The 17,986-nt window shown below is 71.7% G+C and carries 18 protein-coding genes; 15 read left to right on the forward strand and 3 right to left on the reverse strand.

Annotated features, from left to right (window positions below):
• Positions 1-6 precede the first annotated feature (6 nt).
• Entirely contained in the window at positions 7-918 is a 912-nt protein-coding gene (locus tag ASD90_RS21340; protein WP_056760979.1) for a nucleotidyltransferase family protein, read from the forward strand.
• Between the two features lie 38 nt (positions 919-956).
• On the forward strand, positions 957-1,211 hold the full coding sequence (locus ASD90_RS21345; protein ID WP_157610644.1) for a PqqD family peptide modification chaperone: 255 nt from the start codon (positions 957-959) through the stop codon (positions 1,209-1,211).
• Positions 1,212-1,261: 50 nt separating this feature from the next.
• On the opposite strand, the gene ASD90_RS21350 is transcribed toward ASD90_RS21345, so the two are convergent.
• A complete protein-coding gene (locus ASD90_RS21350) occupies positions 1,262-2,683 on the reverse strand; it encodes a polysaccharide biosynthesis tyrosine autokinase (protein ID WP_235506854.1) in 1,422 nt (473 codons plus the stop codon).
• 118 nt (positions 2,684-2,801) lie between these two features.
• Here ASD90_RS21350 and ASD90_RS21355 point away from each other — a divergent pair, with 118 nt between their 5' ends.
• The 8 genes from ASD90_RS21355 to ASD90_RS21390 all read left to right on the forward strand — a co-directional run bounded on the left by ASD90_RS21355 (position 2,802) and on the right by ASD90_RS21390 (position 11,291).
• On the forward strand, positions 2,802-4,808 hold the full coding sequence (locus ASD90_RS21355) for a glycosyltransferase (RefSeq protein WP_235506855.1): 2,007 nt from the start codon (positions 2,802-2,804) through the stop codon (positions 4,806-4,808).
• Positions 4,805-6,151, forward strand: a complete 1,347-nt coding sequence (locus tag ASD90_RS21360; RefSeq protein ID WP_056760988.1) for an O-antigen ligase — start codon at positions 4,805-4,807, stop codon at positions 6,149-6,151. The genes ASD90_RS21355 and ASD90_RS21360 overlap by 4 nt, the downstream gene beginning before the upstream one ends.
• Positions 6,148-7,305, forward strand: coding sequence for a glycosyltransferase family 4 protein (locus ASD90_RS21365; RefSeq protein ID WP_056760991.1), 1,158 nt, complete (start codon positions 6,148-6,150; stop codon positions 7,303-7,305). The genes ASD90_RS21360 and ASD90_RS21365 overlap by 4 nt, the downstream gene beginning before the upstream one ends.
• Complete coding sequence (locus ASD90_RS21370) at positions 7,302-8,321, forward strand: glycosyltransferase family 4 protein (RefSeq protein WP_056760994.1); 1,020 nt, start codon at positions 7,302-7,304, stop codon at positions 8,319-8,321. The genes ASD90_RS21365 and ASD90_RS21370 overlap by 4 nt, the downstream gene beginning before the upstream one ends.
• Positions 8,321-9,472, forward strand: coding sequence for a glycosyltransferase (locus ASD90_RS21375; RefSeq protein ID WP_056760997.1), 1,152 nt, complete (start codon positions 8,321-8,323; stop codon positions 9,470-9,472). The genes ASD90_RS21370 and ASD90_RS21375 overlap by 1 nt, the downstream gene beginning before the upstream one ends.
• On the forward strand, positions 9,469-10,248 hold the full coding sequence (locus ASD90_RS21380; protein WP_056761000.1) for a hypothetical protein: 780 nt from the start codon (positions 9,469-9,471) through the stop codon (positions 10,246-10,248). The genes ASD90_RS21375 and ASD90_RS21380 overlap by 4 nt, the downstream gene beginning before the upstream one ends.
• Positions 10,245-10,586: a hypothetical protein gene (locus ASD90_RS21385; RefSeq protein WP_056761002.1), complete on the forward strand. Its 342-nt coding sequence runs from the start codon at positions 10,245-10,247 to the stop codon at positions 10,584-10,586. The genes ASD90_RS21380 and ASD90_RS21385 overlap by 4 nt, the downstream gene beginning before the upstream one ends.
• A 108-nt stretch (positions 10,587-10,694) precedes the next feature.
• Entirely contained in the window at positions 10,695-11,291 is a 597-nt protein-coding gene (locus tag ASD90_RS21390; protein ID WP_056761005.1) for a hypothetical protein, read from the forward strand.
• A gap of 104 nt (positions 11,292-11,395) precedes the next feature.
• Here ASD90_RS21390 and ASD90_RS21395 read toward each other — a convergent pair whose 3' ends face one another.
• On the reverse strand, positions 11,396-12,382 hold the full coding sequence (locus ASD90_RS21395; protein ID WP_056761009.1) for a MauE/DoxX family redox-associated membrane protein: 987 nt from the start codon (positions 12,380-12,382) through the stop codon (positions 11,396-11,398).
• A gap of 100 nt (positions 12,383-12,482) precedes the next feature.
• On the opposite strand from ASD90_RS21395, the gene ASD90_RS21400 reads away from it, so the two are divergent.
• Positions 12,483-13,289, forward strand: a complete 807-nt coding sequence (locus ASD90_RS21400; RefSeq protein ID WP_056761011.1) for an exodeoxyribonuclease III — start codon at positions 12,483-12,485, stop codon at positions 13,287-13,289.
• 55 nt (positions 13,290-13,344) lie between these two features.
• On the forward strand, positions 13,345-14,394 hold the full coding sequence (gene trpS, locus ASD90_RS21405; RefSeq protein WP_056761013.1) for a tryptophan--tRNA ligase: 1,050 nt from the start codon (positions 13,345-13,347) through the stop codon (positions 14,392-14,394).
• A gap of 39 nt (positions 14,395-14,433) precedes the next feature.
• Here the strand turns inward: trpS and ASD90_RS21410 are convergent, their stop codons facing one another.
• Positions 14,434-15,516: a glycosyltransferase family 4 protein gene (locus ASD90_RS21410; protein ID WP_056761016.1), complete on the reverse strand. Its 1,083-nt coding sequence runs from the start codon at positions 15,514-15,516 to the stop codon at positions 14,434-14,436.
• A gap of 90 nt (positions 15,517-15,606) precedes the next feature.
• On the opposite strand from ASD90_RS21410, the gene ASD90_RS21415 reads away from it, so the two are divergent.
• Genes ASD90_RS21415 through ASD90_RS21425 form a run of 3 tightly spaced genes read left to right on the forward strand, consistent with a single transcriptional unit; the run spans position 15,607 to position 17,966 of the window.
• On the forward strand, positions 15,607-16,137 hold the full coding sequence (locus ASD90_RS21415) for a 2'-5' RNA ligase family protein (protein ID WP_056761019.1): 531 nt from the start codon (positions 15,607-15,609) through the stop codon (positions 16,135-16,137).
• A gap of 36 nt (positions 16,138-16,173) precedes the next feature.
• The gene (locus ASD90_RS21420) at positions 16,174-17,247 is read left to right on the forward strand and encodes a YihY/virulence factor BrkB family protein (RefSeq protein ID WP_162260234.1); all 1,074 of its coding nucleotides are present in this window, start codon (positions 16,174-16,176) and stop codon (positions 17,245-17,247) included.
• Positions 17,248-17,288: 41 nt separating this feature from the next.
• Positions 17,289-17,966 (forward strand): bifunctional 2-polyprenyl-6-hydroxyphenol methylase/3-demethylubiquinol 3-O-methyltransferase UbiG, encoded by a 678-nt coding sequence (locus tag ASD90_RS21425; RefSeq protein WP_056761023.1) that lies wholly within the window; start codon positions 17,289-17,291, stop codon positions 17,964-17,966.
• Positions 17,967-17,986 lie beyond the last annotated feature (20 nt).

Raw genomic sequence — 17,986 nt, forward strand, 5'->3', positions numbered from 1 at the left:
CGCGCGATGGCAACCCACGAGGCGACGGAGGCCCCCGCAGCGGGGGCCACGGTGCCTCTCGAGGTCCGGATCGGATTCGCGCACGCCTGCCTCCAGTGGATCGCCGACCGGTGCGGCGCCGACCTGCTGCACGTCAAAGGCGCGGCGCTCGACCCGACACTGGTGCCGGGCCGCGGCTTCTCCGACGCGGACGTGCTGGCCCGGCCCGAGCACGTGCGGATGCTGCTCGACGAGCTGCGCCACCACGGGTGGGAGCTGATCAACTCCTTCGCGTACGGCTCGTCGTTCGAGCACTCGGCGACGTTGCGGCACAGCGACTTCGGACTGCTCGACCTGCACCGCATCTACCCGGGCACCGGGCCGACGCCCGGGCGCGCCTTCGACACCCTCTGGGCCGAGCGCACGACGAGGGTGCTGGGCGGCGTCGAGTGCGCCGTCCCCTCGCGGGACGCCCAAGCCGCACTCCTGCTGCTCCATGCCGCGCGCGGGGGCAGCGACCCGAAGGCCGCCCACGACGTCGACTGGGTGTGGACAACCGCCGACCAGGCCCGGCGCGCCCGCATCCTCGACTGGGTCGAGCGGCTCGACGCCGGACTGGGCTTCTCCGTCATCACGGGCACCCTCGACGACCACCGCGACGACCCGGCCTACGACCTCTGGCGCGTCGCGTCCCGGGGCGGCACCCGCATGGACGAGTGGCGGGCCCGGGTCCGGGCGGCGCACGGGCTGCGTGCAAAGCTCACGGTCGCGTCACGGTCGGTGCTCGTCAACGTCGAGCACCTGACGATCGTGCGCGGCCGACCGGTGACGCGCCGCGAGATCGTGGCCGAGTTCTTCGGCCGGCCGGCACGCGGCCTGCGGGAGCAGGTCGCGCGTCGCGCCCGTGGTTCCCGGGCGACCGGGGAGCGAGAGCAGTGACCGCCGCCTACCGGCCCGGACCGGATGCAGGGGTCACCGTGAGCGACGACGGACAGTGCGTCTACGTCGCACACCTGCCCGGCGGACCGATCGTCGTGCTCGAAGGTGCGGCTGCGCTGATCTGGGTCGAGGCGACGACGGAGCCCGCGACCGGCTGGGTCGCTCGCGTCGCCGAGGCCTTCGGGCAGTCCGAGGAGGTCATCGCCGCCGACGTCGCGGCGTTCGTCGCCGACCTGGGCGCGCGGGATCTGCTCGTGACTGCACCGACGGAGGCGCCCGGCACGCCGGGCTGAGCCCGAGCGCCGGGCGTCGCGGGCGCCACCCGCCCCACCGTGGCCCGGGGTCAGGCGTGGCGCTTGGCCTGTGCTCGCCTCTCGCGGCGGCTCGGCTTCGCGTCGGCGCCCCGGTTGTAGCCGTAGTAGCCGTAGCGGTGCGCGGTCGACGAGCCGGCCGACACCATGTTGAGCGCGAAGCCCGCGACCGGGGCGTCCACCGTCTCGAGGGACTGGACGGCGCTCGCGAGGTCGCGCTTCTTCGTGCGCTCGGCCCCGACGACCATGATGAGCCCGTGCGTCAGCTTGTTGATGAGCACGGCGTCGATGACCGGGACGACCGGGGGGCTGTCGACGAGGATGAAGTCGTAGTCGTGCGACAGCTTGCCGAAGAGGATCTCCATCGGCTCCGAGCCGAGCAGCTCGCTCGGGTTGGGCGGGACGGGCCCGGCCGGCAGCACGTGCAGCGTCGTCTCGCGCCACCGCTGGACGACGTCCTCGGGGTCGGCCTGACCGAGCAGGAGGGTGGTCAGTCCGAACGAGCCGTCGAGACCCATCGTGCTCGCGACCGAGGGGTTGCGCAGGTCGCCGTCGATGAGCAGCACCTTGGACCCGGCGTCGGACATCGCGAGCGCGAGGTTGATCGTCGTCGTCGTCTTGCCCTCACCGGGCACCGACGACGTGACGACGAAGGAGTGGCCGGCCGTGGTGACGTCGACGAAGAGGATGTTGGTGCGCAGGCGACGGATCGACTCCGCGTGCCGCCCGTGCGGGTCGCTCTCGAGCGAGAGCAGGCCGCTCTTGACCGACTTGACCATCGGGATGTCACCGAGGATCGGACGGTTCGACAGGGCCTTGACGTCGTCCTCGGTGCGCACCTTCGTGTCGAAGGTGTGTCGGAGTAGCGCGAGGCCGATGCCGAGGGCCAGGCCGAGCAGGGCACCGAGCATGAGGTTGCGCTTGGCGTTGGGGGACACGGGCTCGGTGGGCACGGTGGCCGGCGCGATCGGCGTGGCCTCGACCGACTGCCCGTTGGCGGCCAGGAGCGGGGAGAACTTCTTCGTCGCGACCTCGGCGAGCACGGGGCCCGCCGTGTTGGCGATGCGGGCGATCAGCTCCGGGCTGCCCCCGGTGGCGGTGATCGTCATGACGTTGGAGGTCTGACCCACCTCCGCGGACACCGCGATGGGCGTCCCGGGCTCGAGACCGAGTCGGTCGCGCAGGGGCTCGATGACGGACGGCGCGTTGAGGACGTCGATGTACCTGGCCAGGTCGTCGGCGCTCAGGGCGTAGGTCACGACCTGGTTGTTCGTGCCCGCCCCGGGCGGCTGCGTGGCGGACAGGAAGATCTTCGCGCTGGCGGTGTAGACGGCAGGCGTCACCATCGTCTGGACCGCTGCGGCCGCGATCACGGCGAGCAGGCTCACCGCGATGACCCGCCACCGTGCCCCCAGAACGCCCAGGAACTCCCGGAACGTCACTTTGCCCCCCACGCCTCAACTCGACAGTACGTGCGGCGATCCTCCCATATCATCCAAGGGGTTGTGCCGAGTCGCAGACATCCGGGGCTCGGCACGGGGAGAGGGGTGAGTGGTCATGTGGGCACTGCGCGTGTCCCACAGCGCCGTCGTCGACGCGTGGCGTGAACGGGAGCGGGCTCTGCGTCGCCTGGGCCACCGCGTCGACGTCGTGTCGGCTGCCGCGTGGTCGGAGGGTGGGCGCCGCGTCGCGCTGTCGGTGCGCCCTGACGAACCCGTCGTCCCCGCACGGACCATCGGCTCCCACCCGGCCCTCTTCCTCTACGACCCGCGTCCGCTGTGGCGGGCTCTCGGCCGGCCCGTCGACGTCATCGACGTCCACGAGGAGCCCTTCGCCCTCGCGACCGCCGAGGTGCTGCTGCTCCGGTGGCTGCGCCGTCAGCGCGCCCCGTACCTGCTCTACTCCGCCCAGAACCTCGACAAGCGCCACCCCGTCCCGTTCCGCTGGTTCGAGCGGATGGCGCTGAGGCACGCGAGCGGCCTCAACGTGTGCAACGAGGCCGCCGGGCACATCGCCGAGCGCAAGGGCTTCCCGGGTCGGGCCCGCACCATCGACCTCGGCACCGACCTCAACGTCTACACACCACCCGCGTATGCCGTCACGCCTCGCGAGGTGCCCGTCGTCGGGTTCGCGGGACGCCTCGACGCGGCCAAGGGGGCCGACGTGCTCCTGCGCGCAGTGGCCCTCGAGCCGGCCGTACGCGTACGCCTCGCCGGTGACGGACCCGAGCGGCACCGGCTGGTCGAGCTGGCGGAGGGGCTCGGCGTCGCCGACCGCGTCGAGCTCCTCGGCGCGCTCGCACCCGAGGGGCTGCCCGACTTCTACCACTCCCTCGACGTGCTGGTCGTCCCATCGCTGACGACCCCCTCCTGGGTCGAGCAGTTCGGCCGGGTCGCCCTGGAGGCCATGGCCTGCGGCACCCCCGTCGTGGTCAGCGACAGCGGGGCGCTGCCCGAGGTGGTCGGCGAGGCCGCCATCGTCGTCGCCGAGGGCGACGCCGCCGAGCTCGCCAAGGCGATCGGAGCCGTGGTGCACGACCCCGACGTCGCGCAGAGGCTGCGTGCCGCGGGGCTCGCCCGGGCTGCGACGACGTCCTGGGACCGAGTCGCGGTCGAGCACGACGCGATGTACCGCGCCGCGACGAAGCAGTGGTCCACGGACGTCACCGACGAGCGTGGGCTCGAGGTCGTCGTCGTCGCGTACGGCCGGCCCGAGCTGCTCGCCTCGGCGCTCGAGCCGCTCGGCGCGCTGTCGGTGACCGTCGTCGACAACTCGTCGTCACCTGACGTGCGGGCCGTCGCCGAGGCCGCCGGGGTCCGCTACGTCGACCCGGGGCGCAACGGCGGCTTCGGCGCCGGTGTCAACGAGGCGCTGCGACGTGTCGATCCGCGCGCCGACGTGCTCCTCGTCAACCCGGATGCCGTCGTCGGCACGGGAGACGTCGCGCTGCTGCGCGCCGCCCTGCTCGCCGAGCCCGACCTCGCGAGCGTCGGACCGACACAGGTCGATGCCACCGGCACACCGGCGCGCGTCGAGTGGCCCTTCCCGTCGCCCCTCGGGACGTGGGTCGAGGCGGCCGGACTCGGCCGCCTGAGGCGCAGCCGCTACGTCATCGGCGCGGTGCTGCTGCTCCGCCGCGAGGCCATCGAGCACGTCGGGCCTTTCGACGACGAGCGCTTCTTCCTCTATGCGGAGGAGACCGACTGGGCGCAGCGCGCGAGCCTGCTCGGTTGGCGGCACGCGGTCGTGCCGGCTGCACGAGCCACGCACGTGGGTGCGGCCACGAGCACCGACCCGACCCGGCGTGAGGGGCACTTCCACGCGGCCCAGGAGGTCTATCTCCGGAAGCACTTCGGCGCCCTCGGCTGGCAGGTGGCCCGCGCTGGGCAGGTCACCGGCTCGACCGTGCGCGGAGTCCTGCTCCGTGGTGAGCGTGGGCGCTCCGCCCGATCCCGGGCGCGGCTCTACCTCGCCGGTCCCGTCCGGTCCGAGGTGCGTCCCGACGACGCGCGGCGCCCTGCGCCGACGGGCACCGCCCGTCCCGACACCGCGACGCCCGTCCGGTCGGAGGCGTCGTGAGCAGTCTGTTCCCCGAGCGGCTCCGCGGTCCGGGCCGCACCGACCTCCTCGCGCAGGTCGGGTTCACACTCGCTGGTGTCGCCCTCGTCGCGCTCGTCGGGCGTCTCGCGGTCACCATGCCCGAGGCCGCCGTCATCATCGCCGTCGCTGTGCTCGCCATCGGAGTCACCGCGGTCCAGCCGGGGCTCATCCCGCTTGCCGTCCTGCCCCTGTTGCTCGTGGTCCTGCGCATCGGCAGTGGGGGGATCGACTTGTCCCTGTCTGACTTCGCTCTCGCCGCTGCGGTGATCCCGGCGCTCTTCCTCGCCAAGCGCCCGTTCTCATCGGGGCTGCGCGCCGTACTCTGGGCCTCGGCCCTCTACCAGTTCGCCACACTCATCAGTGTCGTCAACAACCCGTACGCCGCCAATGCCGTCGAGTGGGCGCACGCATGGGTCCTGGTGGCCGGGTCCCTTCTCGTCGGCTGGGCCGTCGGCGCCAACGGCCATGGCCGGGCCGGTGTGCGTCTGCTCGTCGGCACCATCGCGGTTCTGGCTCTCATCACCGTCATCGAGGGCAGCGTGCACCTTGCCCAGGGAGACTTCTCAGCGGTCTACCCCACCTTTCCCTACGGCATGCACAAGAACTTCGCCGGCACGGTGTGTGCCACCGGAGCGGTCATGGTCTACGCCAGGCCGACGTGGGCGGGCATCAACCGGCGATGGTCAATCCTGCTCATGGCTCTGATGCTCGCCGCCGTGCTGTTCACACAGTCGAGACAGGCGGTCATCGGTCTCGTGGCGGCGGTCTTCGTCCTCGTGCTCCGGTCGAAGACCGATCGCAGGAGGTCGAAGCTCGTGCTGCTCCTCGCCGCCCCACTCGTGCTCTTCGTGACCAACCTCGTGCAGGACCAGGTCCAGTCGGGCAACCAGTTCAACTCGGTCTTCCAGCGTCTGACGTGGTTCCAGGACTCGATGACCGTGTGGTCGTCAGACCCCTGGTTCGGCGTCGGGCTGCGCTGGTGGTACACCGACAGGTTCCCGTTCCAGTTCCAGCCGCCCAACGCCGAGATCGAGGTGCTGACCTCCGTCGGGGTCGTCGGGCTCGCCGCCTTCGTGCTGCTCATGGTCGTCTCCCTGCGAGTGGCGTGGCGGCTCGACCCGGCGTATGGCTCCATGGCGGTTGCCGTGCTCGTGTCGCGCGTGGTTCAGGGCCAGTTCGACCTGTTCTGGTCGGCGGTCCAGGGCTCCCTGCCCTTCGTCGTTCTCGGGCTCTGCCTGGGTGCGAGCTGGCATGCGGAACGAGAGATCGCGACGACCACCGATGTCGCCATCAGCTCTCGTCTACCGGTGGGCACGGCGTGACGACCATCGTCCAGATCACACCCGAGATCGGTCCGGGCACGGGGGTGGGGGCGGTGGCGTACCACCTCGAGCAGGAATGGCTGCGGCTCGGCGTCGACGTCCGGCGGTTTACTCTCGATGAGGCGGGCGGCGCCTGGCTCTCGACACCCCGCGGGGGCGTGTCGGGGCGGCTGGCGCTTGTCGGGCGCGTGGTCTGGTTCTCGACGGTGGGCACGGCCCGCGCGCGTCGTTACCTGCGGGACCATCCGGAGCAGCTGTCGGTGTGCCACAACGACGCGGTGGCTGGCGACGTCTACGTCAACCACGGGATCGTCCAGGCCGCCATGCGGGCGCGTGGCCACCACTGGGTCCGTATGGCCCGCAACCCCCTCCACCTCTTCACGACGACCCGTGACCGGCGCCGATACTCGCACGCAGGCAGCCACCGGGTCGTCGTCAACCTCGTCACCGAAGAGGAGCGGCTGCTCCGCGAGTCCTACCCTCGCCTCGCGATCCCGACCGTCGTCATCGGCAACGGTGTCGACGTCGAGCGCTTCCGGCCGCCGACTCCCACCGAGCGGGACGCGGCCCGTCGTGAGCTGGGGCTCGGCGGCGACGACCGGATGGTGCTCTTCATCGGCAACGAGTTCGGGCGCAAAGGCCTGCCGATGCTCGTCGACGCGGTCGCGCGGCTAGGGCCAGAGGTCCGTCTGGTGGTCGTCGGGGGCACTCCTGACATGATCGCGTCGGAGGCCGCCCGGGAGCCCGCCACCGCGCTTGCCCATCGCCTGGTCTTCGCCGGCGCCCATTCCGACCCCCGGCCCTGGCTCCACGCCGCGGACGCCCTCGCCATGCCGAGTGCCTACGAGTCCTATGGGCTCGTCGTCCTCGAGGCGCTCGCCTGCGGCGTTCCTGTCGTCGCCACCCCCACCGGCTGCGTCCCCGACGTCGTCACCGACGGTGTCAACGGTGCCGTCGTCGGGGCCGACCCCGACGAGCTCGCCGCAGGTCTCGCGCGCGTCCTCGCACTCGACCCGGCTGCTGCGGCTGCGGCGGCGCGGGAGAGCGCGGAGCGGCATTCGTGGGCCACCGTCGCCCAGCGCTATCTCGACCTGCTGACCGGACTGCGTCCGGGGCGCTCCACGTCGGCCGGGGTCGGCGGGGCAGCGGCGTGAGGATCCTGCACGCCATCCGCTCCGACGCGTTCGCAGGCGTCGAGAGCCATGTCGCCCGACTGGCCAGAGCGCAGCTCGCAGCCGGGGACGAGGTCCTCGTGCTCGGCGGTGACCCCGACCGGATGACCGACGCCGCCGGACCCGGTGTCCGCACCCGTCCTGCGGCCACCGTCACCCAGGTGCTCGCGACCGTGCGCCAGTGGGCGAGCCATGCTGACGTCGTCCATGCCCACATGACCGCAGCCGAGATCGCCTGTGCCACAGCGCTGGTCGGGGTCCGTACGCCCCTCGTCGTCACCCGGCACTTCGCCCGCGACCGCGGCAGCAACCGCGTCTCGGCCGTCGCGGCGGCAGCCGCCGCCCGCCGGGTCGACGCCCAGATCGCGATCAGTCACTACGTGGCCGAGATGATCGCGGGCGCGAGTGTCGTCATCCATCCCGGGGTCGACTCGACCACGAGCACCCGCACCGCGCAGGACCGCGACCGCGTCGTGCTCGTGGCCCAGCGGCTCGAACCCGAGAAGGACACCGACGTGGCGCTCCGCGCGTTCGCGGCCTCTGGCATCGCCGCGGACGGGTGGCGCCTCGAGGTCGCCGGTGACGGTGCTGAGCGCCGGCGGCTGACGGAGCTCGCGGACGATCTGGGCATCGCCGAGGCGACCTGCTTCCTGGGGCACCGCAGCGACGTCCCGGCCCTCATGGAGCGCGTTGGCGTGCTGCTCGCGCCCTGCCAGATCGAGGGCCTCGGACTCACGGTGCTCGAGGCGATGGCCGCCGCCCTGCCGGTCGTCGCGGTCGGCGCTGGCGGCCACCTCGAGACCGTCGGAGCCGTTGCCGGGGCCGCACTGCACCCGCCCGGCGACGCCGACCGGGCCGGAGAGCTGCTCCGCGAGCTCGCGGGGCACCCGGAGCGTCGCGACGGGTACGCCGCGGCGCTGCAGGGTGTCCAGCGCGACCGCTTCACGCCCGCGCACCAGGCGCAGGAGACCGCGGCGGTCTACCGGGGCGTGGTCTGATGGACCTCGTCGTCACCTCCCTCGAGGCCTGGGACCGCGTGTGGCGTCGCAACCAGCACCTCGTCGCCGGCCTGCTGCGCCGCGACCCCGGCCTGCGAGTGCTCTTCGTGGAGCCGGCCACCGACCCGCTCCATGCCGCCCTCGGCGCGAGTCAGCCGAGACTCGGTCGGGGACTCCGTGCCGGGCCGCCGCTCGACGGCGTCCGCGCCGAGGCCCTGTGGCTGCTCGAACCCACGAAGTGGCTGCCCCGCCGGGTCGACCGTCGGCTCGACGAGCGTTGGGCCCGACAGGTGCTGCGCGCCACGCGCACTCTCGACATGACAGATCCGCTGCTCTGGGTCAACGACCCCACGGGGTCGCTGCTCGTCGAGGCCACGCAGTGGCCATCTCTCTACGACGTCACCGACGACTGGACCCTCGCCGAGCGATCGACGGCCGAGACCGAGCGGGTGCTTGCCCAGGAGCAGGTCCTGCTGACCCGGTGCGACGAGGTGGTCGTGTGCTCGCCCGCGCTCGCAGCGAGCAAGGGGGCGCTGCGGGAGGTGACGCTCGTGCCCAACGGCGTCGACACCGCCGCCTATCGCGTCGCGCACGACCGACCGACCGACCTGCCCGACGGACCGGTGGCGGTCTACGTCGGGACCCTTCACGGTGACCGGCTCGACATCGACCTCTGCGTCGCCACGGCGCATGCGCTCGACGTGACCCGCCACCTCGTGCTCGTCGGACCGAACGCGCTCGCGCCTGAGCAGCGTTCGCGTCTCGACGATGCCGGTGTGGTCATGCTCGGTGCCCGACCCAGCTCCGAGGTGCCGGCCTACGTCCAGCACGCCGACGTGCTCGTCGTGCCCCACGTCGTCACCCCGTTCACGGACAGCCTCGACCCGATCAAGCTCTACGAGTACCAGGCCGCGGGTCGGCCCGTGGTCTCGACGCCGGTGGCCGGGTTCCGTGACGTCGTCGACGAGCTCGTCACCGTCGCCGGGCACGAGACCTTCGCGGCCGCCGTCGTCAGGGCGCTCGCGGACGCCGGTGGCGACGGTCACGCGGCGACGGACCGGGAGCGGGCGGCGGACGCCGACTGGGCCCGCCGGGTCGACCAGGTCGACGTGGTCCTCCAGCGGCTGCGCGAGCGCGGGGCCGTCGAGTGACGGCCCCGGACGTCGACGAGGCCGTGCTGCACGTCGCGGCGCTCGGGGCGACGATCGCGATCGCGCTCCCTGACCACCGACTCCGGGCACCCGCTCGACAGGCGTGGTCGGCGTGCCGCACGCCGCCCGTCGTCGAGTGCCCCTCGGTGACGGCGCCCGCGCTGGTGGTGGACGCCGGTGCGGACGACATCGCCCGGGCCCTCCAGTCCCTGACGCAGCTCGTCACCCGTGCGGCGATCCTGGCCCGTGCCGGCGAGCTGATGATGTTCCACGCCTCCGCGCTCAGCGACCAGCGGTCGGGTGCGACGATCGCGATGGTCGCACCCGGAGGCACGGGCAAGACGACGCTCGTGCGCACGCTCGGTCCGGGCCGGGGCTACGTCACCGACGAGACCGTCGCGGTTGCTGCGGACCGTTCCGTCGCCGCGTACTCCAAGCCCCTGTCCGTGCGTCGGACGGAGCCCGGGCAGCCCAAGGACGAGGTCGCACCTGCCTCTCTAGGACTCCGACCACCGCAGGTGCAGCCGTGGCTCGCCGGGATGGTGCTGCTGCGACGGGACCGCGAGGCCGGCGAACCTGTGGTCGTCGAGCAGGTCGACCTGCTCGACGCCCTCGTCCTGCTGGCCCCGGAGTCCTCCTCGCTCGCGTCGTTCGACCGCCCGCTCCATCGGCTGGCCGACCTCGTGGAGTCGGTCGGTGGGCTGCGACGGGTCCGCTACCACGACGCGGCTGACGTGGAGCCGGTCGTCGCCGACGTCCTCGGGAGGTCGCGGTGAGCGACACGGAGCCGGTCCTCGGGCCCGACACCGTCCTGGTTCGGGGCGACCTGCTCGACACGTACTCGACCGACGACGGAACGGTCGTCCTCGTCGCAGGGGCCGCGGGGCACCGCGTCGTGCGGCTCTCGCCCCTGGGCCACGCCGTCCACTCTGCCGTCGGACCGGGGCGGACGCTGGCCGAGCTCGAGGTCGAGCTCGTGTCTCTCCTGGGGCAGCCACCGACCGGGGACCTGTCTGACCTGGTCCGCTCAGCCGTGCACTCGCTGGTCGACGAGGGGGTCGTCGTCGCAGGTCAGGTGCCCAAAGACGACAATTCGGGCGACATCCGATCGTGATCTCCCTGGAGGGTGCCAAGGTGTGCGATTTCCGGCATCGAGGGCGCCCTGTTCCGGTATGTTGACGAAGCACTTGGGGGTTTCAGTCATCGAGTGGGGGATACATACATGTCACACAATCACGGTGCCGACTCGGCGCCTCCGAGCCGTCGCTCGGTCGTCAAGGGCGCGGCTTGGGCCGTGCCTGCCGTCGTGGTTGCCGGGGCTGCGCCCACGGTCGCCGCGTCAGCAGGGTTCCTGACCTTCAGCGGCAACGCGTGCAAGCTTCCCGGCAACTCCCAGAGCGTCTTCAAGGGCTACGTCTTCGAGCTGTTCGCCAACAACGCGGCGGGACCTCTGCCCCGAGATGCCATCACGGAGATCACCGGCATCAGCGTGTCCGGCTTCCCCGACCTCGGCGCCTTCGCCGTGGTCGTCAAGGGCCCCAACGACTCGTGCTCCTGCGGCCCGTGTCCCGGGACGGTCCTGGCCCACACCTTCTGCACCGCAGACGGCCACCTCAACCAGCGCATCCTCATCTTCACCAGCGCGGACGTCACGGGCAACAGCGCGAACGCGACGGTGACGGTGACCTACCGTCAGTTCGACTGCAACAACACCAGCACGTGCGGGGCACCCACCAACGGGAGCGCCTCGACCGTCATCTCGAGCACCCCGCCGGTTCAGGGCCCGTGCACCATCGTGGACCCGACGCCGCCGACCTGAGGCACCAGGGGCCCTCGGGCACCAGGTTCAGGACGCAAGCCGCAACCACCCCGTGGTCGCGGCTTGCGTCGTGTCCGCGGCCACTCGGTCGCGACCCGCGAGCGTCACGACGTCATGAGACCCAGCTCGACGCGGATGTCGTCGACGAAGGCGGTCACGTTCGCGGCACCGACGACGGGCCCACCGGCCAGCAGACCGTCGGCCCCCAACAGCACGGCGCTCGGCGTCCCACGCAGGCCGAAGGACTCGTAGACCAGGCCCTCGGTGTCGTGCAGGCTCTGCGGCTCGACGGGCGAGGCCAGGGCCGTCTCGTCTGGCGCCGACCGCACGACGAGGCGCACGTCGAGAGCAGGGAGGTCGTCTCGCCAGCCCGGTGCTCCCGCGATGACGTCCTGGCAGCTGGCGCAACCCTCTGACACGTAGAGGAGCAGCTGCGGGCGTGCCTCGCTCAGGCGCCGCAGGTGGGTGACCGAGCCGTCGCCCAGCGTCACCGGCAGGGCGGGTGTGCGCGTGCGGACGTAGTCGCCCTCCTCGTCGGTGTGGGCCGGCGGGTCCTCCCGCCGCTCCGGTGCCGTGGCCGGCCCGGCGACGAGCCACGTCGTCACGGCGGTGGCGAGGGCCGCGACGAGCCACCACCACGGCAGCCGCTCGTCGGCGACGCGCGCCGCCACCGATGAGCCCTGGGTCGCCACCCCGAGCGTGACGGCCGCCAGGGCCACGAGCCAGGCGTTGCGCACGACCGTGCGACGTGTGATGCGTCCGGGCGCGAACTCTCCGAAGCAGGCACACTCGACGTCCTCGTCGAAGGCGAGGGCACGCACCACGAGCACGAGGTATGCCGTGAAGAGCAGGACCGCGGCCACGCCGGCGACCACGCCCACGGGCCCGCCCACGAGGAGCAGGACGACGGCGAGCAGCAGCTCACCCCACGGCAGCGCCTCGACGACGAACCTCCCGGAGAGCGGAGCCGGCACACGGAGGTCACGGAAGGCCTCGGCCGACGCGCTGGGCGAGCGCAGCTTGCCGACCGCGCTGACGACGAGGACGACCGCGAGGATCACGGGCGCGAGGGCGAGGGCATCGGTGGGCACGTCGCATTCTAGGCAGGGGACGGCATACCACCGGGGGTGATCGGTCGATCCGACGGGGCGGACGGCGACCTGTCGGTCGCCTCCTGCACAATCGGGGACCATGCGCGTCGTCACGGCCAACGTCAACGGGATCCGAGCAGCGGCGCGACGGGGCATGGTGCCGTGGGTCCAGCAGGCCGAGCCCGACGTCCTGTGCCTCCAGGAGGTGCGTGCCGACGACGTCGAGCTCGCCAAGGTGCTCGCCGACGCCGGCCTGGTCCACTGGTCGGTCGCGCACACGGAGGGCTCCGCCAAGGGGCGTGCGGGCGTCGCCGTCGTCACGCGCGAGCCCCAGGCGGTGGTGCGGGTCGGCATCGACGGGGCGTTCGCCGACGAGGGGCGCTGGGTCGAGGCCGACGTCGTCACGGCGGCCGGTCCGCTGACGGTCGTCTCCGCGTACGTCCACACGGGCGAGGCCGGCACCGAGCGGCAGGACGTCAAGATGGCCTTCCTCGGGGCCATGACGCAGCGCATGACGCGCGCGGCCGAGGCCGACGAGCTCGTCCTCGTCACGGGCGACCTCAACGTCGCGCACCGGGAGGCCGACCTCAAGAACTGGAAGGGCAACCTCAAGAAGGCCGGCTTCCTGCCCGAGGAGCGGGCGGTGCTCGACGGCTGGTTCGCCGGCGGTGACTGGGTCGACGTCCAGCGCCGTCACGCGGGCGACGTCGCGGGCCCGTACTCGTGGTGGTCCTGGCGGGGCAAGGCCTTCGACAACGACGCCGGGTGGCGCATCGACTACCAGCTGGCGACGCGGCGACTGGCCGCGACCGTCACCGACACCTTCGTCGGACGCGCGCCGACGTACGCCGAGCGCTGGAGCGACCACGCGCCCGTCGTCGTCGACTACGCCCTCGAGGAGGGCTGACCCGCCCCACCCGGCGACGCCGCGCAGCGGACCGGTTTGGGGACCGCGGGCTCCCATGGGCCAGAATGCACCCATGTCCTCGACGCCCTCCCTCCCGACCACGACGCCGCGCAGCCTCTCGGGCATGCAGCCGACGAGCGACTCGCTCCACCTCGGCAACTACATCGGCGCGCTGGTCGAGTGGGTGCGTCTCCAGGAGACGCACGACGCCTTCTACTTCGTCGCCGACCTGCACGCCCTGACGGTCGCCCCCGATCCTGCGGTCCTGCGCGAGCGCACCCGCATCACGGCGGCCCAGTTCATCGCGGGAGGCGTCGACCCGTCGCGCTCGACGCTCTTCGTGCAGAGCCACATCGCCCAGCACACCGAGCTCTTCTGGGTGCTCGGCACGCTGACCGGCTTCGGCGAGGCGAGCCGGATGACCCAGTTCAAGGACAAGTCCGCCAAGGGCACCAACACCAACGTCGGCCTGTTCGCCTACCCCGTGCTCCAGGCCGCCGACATCCTCATCTACGACGCGAACGTCGTGCCGGTCGGCGAGGACCAGCGTCAGCACCTCGAGCTCTCGCGCGACCTCGCGGGCCGCTTCAACCAGCGTTTCGGCGACACGCTCGTCGTGCCCGAGCCGCACATCATGAAGGCGACGGCCAAGATCCAGGACCTCCAGGAGCCGACGGCCAAGATGAGCAAGTCGGCGACGTCCGACGCGGGACTCGTGAGCCTGCTCGACGAGCCGTCGCGCATCGCCAAGAAGATCCGCTCGGCCGTCACCGACGCCGAGCGCGAAATCCGCTTCGACGAGGACAACAAGCCCGGCATCTCCAACCTGCTCTCGATCCACTCCGCCCTGTCGGGCACTCCGGTGTCGCTCCTCGAGGAGGCCTATGCCGGCAAGGGCTACGGCGACCTCAAGAAGGACGTCGCCGAGGTCGTCGTCGAGGCCGTGACGCCGTTCCGCATCCGCACGCTCGAGCTGATGACGGATCGTGCAGAGCTCGACCGCATCCTCGCCGACGGCGCCGAGCGTGCGCGGGCGGTCGCCGAGGCCACGGTCCGCCGCGTCTACGACAAGGTCGGCCTGCTGCCCAGCACCCTGCGCTCCTGAGGAGTCGCACGGGGGCCGTGCAGGTTGGGACCGGCGCGCTCAACCTCTCCGGGCGACCAACTCGTCTGCGATCGCCTCGAGGGCCGATGCCAGGTGCTCCACGGTGAACCGTCGGGCCACAAATTCCGGCCCCCGGCGCGCACGGTCGTGCCACGAGGTGTCTGTCAGGGCCTGCCTGAGCCGGGACGGGTCGCCCGCTGGGACGACGAGCATGATCGACGGATCGACGTAGTCGGCGACGCCGCTGACGCCGCTGATGACGACCGGTGTGCCCAAGGCGAGGTTCTCGAGGAGGACGGTCTGGCCCGACGACATCTCGCACTCCCGAAGAGGAAGCACCATGACGTCCGCGCGGGCATAGAGCTCGCGCAGCTCGGTGATGGGAACGTCGCTGCGGAAGGAGACGTCGAGACCGTCCGCCGACTCACGCGCCTGGGAGCGGTTCCACGCATCGGTGACGACGACGAGCTGCTCGCCTGGACGCAGGGCCGCCATCAGGGTCGGGTAGTCCTTGCCCGCGTTGGTGCCCACCGACAGCCGGCCGCCGTCGCGGGGGCGCGTGCTCGCGGAGAAGTACTGCGTGTCGACGCCGAGCGGGACCCAACGCACGGTCTCCGCCGGGCGCGCGAGCCGGCGGGCGAGGGGTTCGCGGTGCGAAGACGAGAAGACCGTGATCAGGTCTGCTCCCCGCAAGGCGGTGCGCTGCAGGACGCCGCCGGGTCCCGGCCGCGACGTCGCGTCGAGGGCCGCGACGGTCATCGCGATCACCGGGCGACGGATGAGACCCAGCCGGCGGAGTAGGAGGGCGGGGACCGCAGCGGCCTCGTGCGTCGCGATGACGACATCGACCTCTCGCTGGACGCCCAAGAGCCACCACAGCTGCGACACGCGCCAGCCCACGCGGCGGGTGAGTCTCGAGGTCACAGGCCGGGTGTGGTGGACGACGTGGTGCCCGAGGCTGCCCAGCTCGCGCATCCCGAAGAGCCGGTGCGAGGGCACGCGTCCCGCAGCGACGCTCTCGAACTCGTGGCCCCAGTCGGACACGAAGAGGGCCGCGATGCGCAGGCCCGGCTCCGAGCCGAAGCGTGGGCGGCGCTTCCGCCTCCCCCTGTCATCCGTCATGCGCCCAGACTAGGAGCGCGCGTCGACGGGATCTGCGAAAGGCCGGGCCCGGAACCGCGGCAGCGGGATGAGTTCGGTACGGTCGGGTGCGTGAGTGTTGCGCGTCCCACGACGATCGGCGTCTCGATCCCGATCCCGGCCCCGCACGGCGACTACCTCCAGCGCCGCCGGGCCGACTTCGGCGACCCCCAGGCCTGGCAGATCCCCGCACACATCACGCTGCTCCCGCCCACAGAGGTGGACGCGGCGGCCTACGCCGCCTTCCGGAGCCACTGCGCCGACGTCGCCGCCAGCCACGCGGCCTTCGACGTCGTCCTGCGCGGTACGGGCACGTTCCGTCCGCTGTCCGACGTGGTGTTCATCCAGGTGGCCCAAGGGGTCTCGAACTGCGAGGCGCTCGAGGTGTCGCTGCGCTCGGGCCCGGTGAGCCGCGACCTCGAGTTCTACTACCATCCGCACGTCACCGTGGCACACAACGTGCCGGCCGAGTCGCTGGACCTCGCCTTCACCGACCTCGCCGGCTACTCCGTCGCGTTCGAGGTCGGCGCGTACCAGCTCTACGAGCTGGGCGAGGACGACGTGTGGCGTCCCGTGCACGAGTTCACCCTCACCGGGGGCTGACGGGTGCCGGCGCTGGGGCCCCTCATGGACCGGCTCATGGCCACCCGTGCACATCGAGCCTGGACCCGTTATCGCGAGTCGAGCGGCAACCTGCTCGCCGCGGGGGTCAGCTACTACGCGTTCTTCTCCATCTTCCCGGCGCTGGCGCTGGCGTTCGCCATCTTCGGCTTCGTCCTGCAGGGCCGGCCCGATCTCGTCGCGGCCATCGCCGACTCGCTCAACCAGGCCTTCCCAGGGATGATCCAGACCCCGAGCAACCCCGACGGCATCATCAGCATCGCGGCTCCCGAGAGCCTGACCCTGACCCTGACGGGCATCATCGCGTTCGTCACGCTGCTGTTCGCCGGACTGGGCTGGGTGCGGGCGCTGCGCACCGGCATCCGTGGTGTCTTCGGTCTCAGGACCATCCCCGACGACCTCGTGCGCACCAACGCCCGTGACCTTTTCGTCCTCGCGACCGTCGGTCTGGCCGTCGCAGTGTCGGCGATCCTCACGAGCAGCCTCGGCGGTCTGGCCGATCGTGTCCCGGGGTGGATCGGTGTCGAGGTCAACGGTCTGTTCGTGGGGCTGCTGGCGCTGCTCATCGGCGTCGTCTTCGACACCTTCATCCTCGTCGTCCTGCTGCGGGTCCTCTCGGGGGCCCCGCTGCCGATGCGCGACATCCGTCAAGGAGCGGTGATCGGTGCCGTCGTCCTCACGCTGCTCAAGCTGTTCGGAGGGTTCATCGTCAGCCATGCCACCGCGAACCCGCTGCTCGGGGCCGTCGCGCTCTCGGTCGGGCTGCTCTTCTGGCTCGACCTCATGTCCAAGATCATCCTCATCTCGGCCGCGTGGGCCGCGAACGACGTCGACCTCGACCGACTGGGCGACGACAGCGAGCGCTCGCCCCTGTCCATAGCCCTGCGTCCCGTGTTCGTCGCCCCGCCCGCCGCCCGTGCGGACCCGGGCCTCGTGCCGTATGCCGCAGCCCCCGTGACCACGGCGGCACCCCCCGGGACCCGCGGCGGCACTTCGAGGTCCACGGACCGCCTGAGCCTGGCAGCGGGCGCCGTCATCGGGGCATTTGCCACCCTTGCGGTCCGGTCTGTGCGTAGGGTCAGGCGTCAGTAGGGTTCCGGAAGGGCCCTTGCGTCACGCCTGAAGGGATCGATGTGCAGCCTCCGCAACAAGACGTCTACGTCGAGAACGCGCGGCTCGACGTCGCCCCGTTCATCCCGCCGGGGGCGACACGGGTCCTCGACGTCGGCTGCGGCGCGGGGGGTTTCGGCACGACCCTCCGCGCGGTTCTGGGTGATGACGCGACCATCGTCGGGCTTGAGGCCGTGGCCACCCAGGCCGAGTCGGCCCGGCGTGGTCACGGGTTCGACGACGTCGTCGCGGGCTACTTCCCGGAGGCCCTCGACGGCTACCCGCACGCGTTCGACGCCATCTTCTTCAACGACGTCCTCGAGCACATCGTCGACCCGTGGTCGGTGCTGCGACAGGTGCCTCGCTTCCTCTCGGACGAGGGCTGCGTCGTGGCCGCGATCCCGAGCATCCAGTACGCCCCGGTGGTGTTCAAGCTGCTGCGTGGACGGTGGGACTACGTCGACCAAGGCACGCTTGACCGCACCCACGTCCGCTTCTTCACCAAGGCGACGATGGTCGAGATGTTCGAGACCTGCGGGTACGACGTGCTCTCCTGCGTGGGTGCCAACACCATGGGCAGGCGGTGGGCGGCGAGCAACAGAAAGGTGCTGAAGGCGGCGGCACGGGTGCTTCCCGTGCCATTCGGGAACATGCGCTTCGTGCACTTCGTCGTGGTGGCCCAGCCTCGACGCGCTGGCTGACCCGGCACGTCGACCACGGA

The sequence above is a fragment of the Terrabacter sp. Root181 genome (genome assembly GCF_001428505.1).
In the GTDB taxonomy this organism is placed as follows: domain Bacteria; phylum Actinomycetota; class Actinomycetes; order Actinomycetales; family Dermatophilaceae; genus Terrabacter.